6 protein-coding genes are annotated in these 6,964 nt (G+C 62.4%); 2 read left to right on the top strand and 4 right to left on the bottom strand.

Going from position 1 to position 6,964, the window contains the following annotated elements; all coding sequences use genetic code 11:
- Positions 1–229: 229 nt before the first annotated feature.
- The 3 genes from ACILSQ_RS06360 to ACILSQ_RS06350 are packed head-to-tail and all read right to left on the bottom strand — an operon-like array spanning position 230 to position 3,302.
- Entirely contained in the window at positions 230–904 is a 675-nt protein-coding gene (locus ACILSQ_RS06360; protein WP_395742749.1) for a response regulator, read from the bottom strand.
- Positions 905–945: 41 nt separating this feature from the next.
- Entirely contained in the window at positions 946–2,331 is a 1,386-nt protein-coding gene (locus ACILSQ_RS06355; RefSeq protein WP_395742748.1) for a sensor histidine kinase, read from the bottom strand.
- The gene (locus tag ACILSQ_RS06350) at positions 2,328–3,302 is read right to left on the bottom strand and encodes an ABC transporter substrate-binding protein (protein ID WP_395742747.1); all 975 of its coding nucleotides are present in this window, start codon (positions 3,300–3,302) and stop codon (positions 2,328–2,330) included. The genes ACILSQ_RS06355 and ACILSQ_RS06350 overlap by 4 nt, the downstream gene beginning before the upstream one ends.
- Before the next feature lie 105 nt (positions 3,303–3,407).
- Between ACILSQ_RS06350 and ACILSQ_RS06345 the strand changes: the two genes are divergently transcribed.
- Complete coding sequence (locus ACILSQ_RS06345; RefSeq protein ID WP_395742746.1) at positions 3,408–4,832, top strand: Gfo/Idh/MocA family protein; 1,425 nt, start codon at positions 3,408–3,410, stop codon at positions 4,830–4,832.
- Positions 4,833–5,210: 378 nt separating this feature from the next.
- Entirely contained in the window at positions 5,211–6,371 is a 1,161-nt protein-coding gene (locus ACILSQ_RS06340; RefSeq protein ID WP_395742745.1) for a hypothetical protein, read from the top strand.
- 4 nt (positions 6,372–6,375) lie between these two features.
- On the opposite strand, the gene ACILSQ_RS06335 is transcribed toward ACILSQ_RS06340, so the two are convergent.
- A complete protein-coding gene (locus tag ACILSQ_RS06335; protein WP_395742744.1) occupies positions 6,376–6,921 on the bottom strand; it encodes a hypothetical protein in 546 nt (181 codons plus the stop codon).
- Positions 6,922–6,964 lie beyond the last annotated feature (43 nt).

Below are 6,964 nucleotides of genomic sequence, written 5' to 3'. Positions count from 1 at the left end.
ATGGACTGAGCCGCGTCGAAAAAAACATCGGTCACGGCCAGTCCAAAGCAGCCCTCCCACTCCGCGTAAGAGACTCAGCTCCCCCGGCCTGACAACGCACAGATTGCAACAACGCACAGGGAAGCCTTCTGAATCAAATCCCCGCGTCCTTCCGGACTTTGCGGTGATTGACTTGTTCAGCGTCTCCTTCCGGGTAGTCGGAACACGCGGCTTCTAAACACCTGCACCATCAGCCGCCCTTCTGCCCTTCCGCCCAGCGAATGGCAAAATACGCCAGCTCACCGGTCTCATTCATTCCCAGCTTGGAGCGGATGTTCATCTTGTGCACATCCACGGTCTTCGTGCTGATGCGCAGCGCCTCCGCGATCTGGCCGGTGTTTTTCCCCTGGCCGATGAGCACGAACACCTCAAACTCGCGGTCGCTGAGTTCTGAAATGGAGTCCTTGGACTCCGCCGCATTGCCGGAGGAAAAGGCCTTCAGGATCTCCTCGGACATTTCCTCGCTCACGGCGATGCCGCCGCTCGCCACCCGGTGCAGCGCCTGTTCCAGCACCTTTTGCGGCGCGCTCTTCATCACATAGCCGCGCGCTCCCGCCTTCAGCGCCCGTTGCGCATAGAGCTTCTCATCATGCATCGAAATGGCGATCATCGGCAGCTTCGGCCGCAGCAGGCGCAGATCTTTGATCAGCTCCAGCCCGGAGCGGTCCGGCAGTGAAATGTCCACCACCAGCACGTCCGGCGTGTCTTCGTCCACCTTGCGCACCGCCTCGGAGGCGTCTCCGGCCATCCAGGCAAAGGACAGATCAGCGGCGTTTTCAATGAAAAGGCGCCATCCCTCGCGCATCATGGTATGGTCATCCACAATGGCGATCCGAATGGCTGAATTTGCGGGTTTGGATTTCATGGTCGGCTGGTTGGGGGCGTCTTTCGGGCTTTGGCGGGTTATCATAGGTTCTTTGGCGGAATTCGCACGATGGAAATGGAAAAATCCCGCGCTCCTTTTTCCACCGTTCTCTCAAGTGTCGCGGAAAGTGTGCGCAGGCGCTGGCCCATCAGGTGCAGGCCCATTCCCTTGCCGCCCGTCGTCGCTTCTCCGGTGAATGCGGTGCCATCATGAATCACGCTGAGCACCACCGTCGTGTCCTCCATCCGCACCGTGATGTTGATCACGTTTGGCTTGGAGTGCTTGCACGCGTTCGTCACCAGCTCCTGGGCGATGCGGAACAGCAGCTCCTGCGCGCTGCCGGTGAGGACGGTGCTCACATCGGAGTAGTCCAGCGAGCAGCGCACCATGTATGACTTCTCCGCAAACCTCAGCACATTCTCCAGCGCATCCTTCAGCCCGTGGTTCTCAATCCCCACCGGCGCAAGGCCCCACGCCATGCTCCGTGCGATCACCGTCGATTCCGACAGCTCCTCCGCCACCTGTCCGGCGAGGCGGGCGATCTTGTCGTCCTTCCCCTGGATCATGCCCTGCACCACCTCCGCCTTCATCTTCGTGGCGGAGAGCCTCTGGCAGATGTCATCATGCAGGTCCCTGCCGATCTTCCGGCGCTCCTGCTCCGCGGCTTCCAGCACCATGTTTTCCGCGATCCGCAGCTTCTTCACCGCTCCGGCAAACTCCTCGGAGATCATCGAGAGCTCGTCTCCTCCCTCCAGGACTTCGGGCAGCCCGTCCTTCGAGCTCGCGGTGCGCAGGATTTCCACCACCTTGCGCACCCGCCGCGTCACCAGCTCATCCAGCGCAAACCACAGCAGCAGGCAGGAGGCCAGCAGCACGCCCGCCTGGCGCAGGGACTCATGCCAGGCGTCCTCCCGCACCTGTACCAGCGCCAGCGCCGCATCATAGCGGATCAGCACCGCCGCACGGCTGGACGACTCATAATTCTCGAAGAACGGCACCATCACCACCAGGCTCGTCTTTCCGGCATTCCATTCAAAGGCGGGCCCCATGCTCTCCAGCACGGAGGCATGCTTGCGCCATTCGTCCGCCAGCGGTGTCTGCAGCACGTCCATCTGCTGCCATTGCATGTGCGTGGCGCAGCTCACCATTCCCTCCTTGTTGCACACCAGCCCCAGGTCCACCTCCGGGGAGAGGGACACATAGGCCATCTCCAGTTCGGCGGCATGCTGCTGCTGCTTGCGGGAAAGGTGCTGCAGCAGGCCCGCCAGACGGCTGCCGGTTTCAGTGGCCTCCAGCTCCAGGCGTTCAAGCCGCCGGTCGATCAGCCATCGCTGGTTCCTCCAGTTGTTAAACAAGATCACCAGCAGGCCAAACAGCCACACGCTCAGGGTGATCCGGCTTTGAATGGATCGAAACAGGTTCTTCATCGCGGCACCTCCTTCGCGAAGCTCTCATCGATCCAGCCGCTGTCCGTACGTTTGGTCTTGAGCATCCCGCCGCGGATCATCAAATCCTCCATCTGCAGCGCCAGCTCCGGAAGCTCTTTCAGCACGCGCTCGTTTTCAGCCTTGTCCAGGTGGTGCAGCCGCACCAGGCACGCCGGCAGCTCCGTCTCCTTCAGATTTTCCCGCCTCAGCACGGCATCCATTCCAGGGAAGGGCCTCCCCGCCCATATCTTCCCAGCCATCTCCTCCTGCACTTTGAGCAGGGACACCAGATCTTGACGGGAAGACGCGCAGGCCTGCTCGGACGCCACCAGCAGATACAGGATCGGCACCTTGAGCTGGCTGGAGTCGTACACGCTGTGCGCGGCCCCCTGGCGCGACAGGATCGTCAGCCACGGTTCCGTGGCCACCGCAGCGTCCACCTGTCCTCCCTGCATCGCTGTTTCCATCTCTGACTGAAACATCGGCACAGACTCCACATCTTCCATCCTCATTCCCGCGCTTTCCAGCGCACTGGCCAGCAGATAGCTGCCGGCGCTCCGCTCCACGGCCACCCGTTTTCCCTTGAGATCCTCCAGCCGCTGGATGCCTGGGCGGGCCAGCACGGCGTCTCCTCCCGTGGACCGGCTCAGCACCATCAGCACCTTCAGCTTCTGTCCCGCCTCACGCATGCGCAGCAGGCTGTCCAGCGTCACCACGGCCACATCCGCCGCACCGCTGCCAAACGCGCGGACCACCGCGGAGGACCACGGCATCTCAATGGTTTGAAAACGGCTGGGCGGCAGTATCTGCAGGTCGCTTGCCACCAGCAGGGCTTCCGCCGGAGGCCACACCCCGGGCGCTATCCGCAGCCGGGTCTTTTGCTCCCGGTACGGGAAAAAAGAGGCGGCAAGAAGCAGCGCTGCCCCTAGAAGCGGCAGGAAGCGCTGCAGCAATGCCTTCGATTTTTTCATCCGGTCATCTTGCAACACGCACACGCATCGTGTCCACTTTTGCTTGCACCGGAGTTCTTCAATTTCTTTTCTGGCCTCGGCGGGCTCATCCGCTAAGCTGCCCGCGTGAATAAAGATATTCCTAACCTTTCCCGCCGCCGTTTCCTCGCCTCCAGCGCCGCCGCCCTCGGCTTCCCTTCCATCATTCCCGCCACCGCCCTTGGCAAAGGCGGCCGCCCCGCACCTTCGGAGCGCATCACCGTCGGCGCCATCGGCTGGGGCACCATCGCCGGGGACTGGACTCCCTCCTTCCTCAACAACGACAAGTGCCAGGTTGTTGCTGTGGCGGATCCCATGAAAGAGTACGGCCACTACGGCTACGATGGCAAGGAGACCGGCGGACGTGAGGCCGGCAGAAAGATCATCGACGCCCACTATTCCCAGGCGGCAAAGAAGCCGGTGAAGACCTGCACCGCCTACGCCGACTTCCGCGAGATGATGGACAAGGAGGACCTCGATGCCGTGCAGGTTTCCACACCCGACCACTGGCATGCCTACATGGCCATCTACGCCGCGCGCAAAGGCAAACATATCTACGGCCAGAAGCCCCTGGCGCTCACCATCGCCGAAGGCCGCCGCATGAGCGATGAAGTGGCGAAAGCCGGCGTCACCTGGCAGACCGGCAGCCAGCAGCGCAGCGACCAGTACTTCCGTCTCGCCTGCGAGATGACCCAGAACGGCCGCATCGGCAAGCTCAAGCGCGTCCGCGTCGGCCTGCCCGGCGGCCACACCAACTGGAACGGCATGGCAGACCAGGTCAATCCCGCGCCGCTCCCGCCTGACTTTGACTATGAGATGTGGCTCGGCCCGGCCGAATACATCGACTACCGCCCCGCGCTGCTGCCGCTGAACTGGCGGCATAATTTCAACTTCAGCGGCGGCATGATCACCGACTTCGGCGCCCATCACATCGACATCGCCCAGTGGGGCATGGGCACCCAGCTCACCGGCCCCGTCGAGCTTCGCAACGTCTCCGGCACCATGGACACCAAGGCGCTCTACAACACGGCCTCCGAATTCTCCTTCGAGTGCGTGTATGAAAACGGTCTCGTCATGCATGTGGCCAGCCCGAAGCACAAGCTCATGCCCGAGGTGGAGGCCGTGCTGGCCACGCCGAACTCCAAGAAGTCCTTCGACCACGTCGGTGTCATGTTTGAAGGGGACGATGGCAAATGGATCTACGTGAACCGCGGCAAGATCACCGCCAGCAGCCCTGAAATCCTGCGCGAGAAAACCCGCCCGGAGGAAATCCATCTCTACGAGAGCAAGGACCACACGGACAATTTCCTCTCCTGCATCTACGACGGCAAACCGACCGCCACGCCCATCGAAGTTTCCCACCGCAGCATCACCATCGCCCATCTGGCAAACATCGCCCTGCGCAGCGGCAGCACCGGCCTGAAGTGGGACCCGAAGACGGAAACCATCGCGGACAACGCCGCTGCCTCCAGGCTGCTCTCCAAGGAATGGCGCAAGCCCTGGGCGCTTTGATTCAGCGTTTTCCGTTCTCCCATTTTCCAACTTCGCAGAATGCCAAATCCCTTCCTGCCATCAAAGTGGTGCTGTGCCCTCCTGGCCGTCGTGCTGGCTCGGGCGGTCATGGCCCCGGCTGGCTTGCAGGCTCAGGACACCATCAAGATCGGTCCCCTGCGGCCTTTGGAGACCCTGCCTTCGCTCACTCCTGGCATGCCCGCCGCGCCGGCGCGGCCGTCTCCTGAAAGCCCCGCGCCTGTTCCCGCGGTACCGCCAGTCATCCCACAGCCAGGCCTTCCGCAGCCAGGCCTTCCACAGCCAGTCATCCCACCATCGGTGACCCCGCAGCCGACGCCGCCTCCATCCGAGGCCCCTCCGCCGCCTGCTCCGCCACCGTTGCCCTCCAGCAGTTCGCTCATCATCACCGGCCCCATCGCGCAGGCCTATCTTTACGTGGAGCCTTACCAGACGCGCTTTGAGGTTCTCTTTGATGCGGCCACCATCCTCTCCTGGCTGTCGCCAGATGCCGCCCCGCCGGCTTCCCTCACCCCGGAGCAGCAAAAGCAGATCGCCGACAAGGCCGCATCGCTGGCTGCGGACTGGTGCACCCTCAGCGCCGGCAGCCAGTTTCTGCCCGCGCCTCCGCCCACGGCGGCGGTCATCAAGGGCCTGCCAGGCAACACCCTCCCTTTGCGCGAGGATGAAGACGTGGCCCTGAACCAGGCGCTGGTGGGCTTCATGTGGGAGTTCGCCACGCCGCCCGGCCCTGAAGAATTGAATGTCACCTGGAAAGGCTGGATCAAAGGCACCACCAAGCTTCCCGTGCGCGTCTTCTTCGGCCCCTTGAGCGAGACCGGAGAAATCCATTCCTCCGTCAAAACTTTCCGCTGGCGCAATCTGGGCCGCATGCCGCGCCCCGCACCCCTGGTGGCGGTGCCGCAGTTTGAGCTGCCGGTGCCTCTTCGTGTGCCTGTGGGCGGCATTCTCTGGGTCCTTGGCGGCATCATTTTCTACGCCTATCTCAAGATCAAGGATCACAAGCTTCCTGGCGGCGGCATGCCCTACGTCGCCGTCTGGCTGCTGGGCGCCGTCCTCATGAGCCAGTTGCTCCGGCTGCCGGTTCATATGGGCGCCGGAGCTCCCGCCATCACCCAGGTCGGCGAAGCTCAGAAGATCGTCTCCCCGCTGCTGCGCAATGTGTACCGCGCCTTCGACCATCATGCCGAGTCCGACGTCTATGACGTCCTGGCCCGCAGCGTGGATGGCGAGCTGCTGCGCCGCCTCTACCTCGAAACCATCCAGGCGCTCACGCTGGACGGCCGCGAAGGCACCCGCGTCACCATCACCGAGTTCTCCGCCAACGTGGACAAGGTGGAGCCCAATCCCAAGGGCCCCGGCTTTGTGGCCGACTGCAACTGGATGGCCCGCGGCATCGTCGGCCACTGGGGCCACAGCCATCCCCGCGTGAACATCTACAATGCCCGCGTCACCATCACACCCGTGAAAAACGAGTGGAAGCTCACCGGCCTGGAGGTCCAGGAGGTGCGGCGTCTCTAGCCGATCACCGGTTGAGTTTGTTCGCCGCGATGACGCCGATCAGGATGATCAGCAGCACCGCCAGCAGCACCTTCATGACAACGGACGTCTTCCGTTTCACATGCGGTGTTGCGGCGATGACCCGGTGGTACTCCGGCGTCATCACAAACTTCCCTCGTTTTCCCAGAACCTGCGCCAGGATGTAAACGTGGATCACCACTCCCCAGGATTGATTGACCAGGCCGATGATCACCGCCACGCTTGAAAGCAGAATCGTGAGGGGGCGTGCCCAGTTTTGCAGACGTCTCAGTCCAAACGCCGCGATTCCCATTCCGATGCCCATGACTATCAAGAGCATGCCCAGAAGCAGATCATACTCGTTTTTGTGTGGATCATCACGGGTGAGGGCGATCACCCCGATGGCGGTCAACGCCACCGTGCCCAGGTAATACAAAATGCCCACCGACTTGATCGTCGCTTCGGTATTGAGGTACTCTCGGCGGATCTGTTCGTCCTCGGTGGTGGCCTGAAGAACCTCAGCCTGCGGAGCTGCATAAGGATTGATTTCCATCGGCGTCCCATCCGCCTTCGGCTAAGAAAGTCAATGAGCTTTG

Source organism: Prosthecobacter sp. (assembly GCF_044227185.1).
Taxonomy (GTDB): domain Bacteria; phylum Verrucomicrobiota; class Verrucomicrobiia; order Verrucomicrobiales; family Verrucomicrobiaceae; genus Prosthecobacter.
This window is presented reverse-complemented; position numbering and strand designations above follow the sequence as displayed.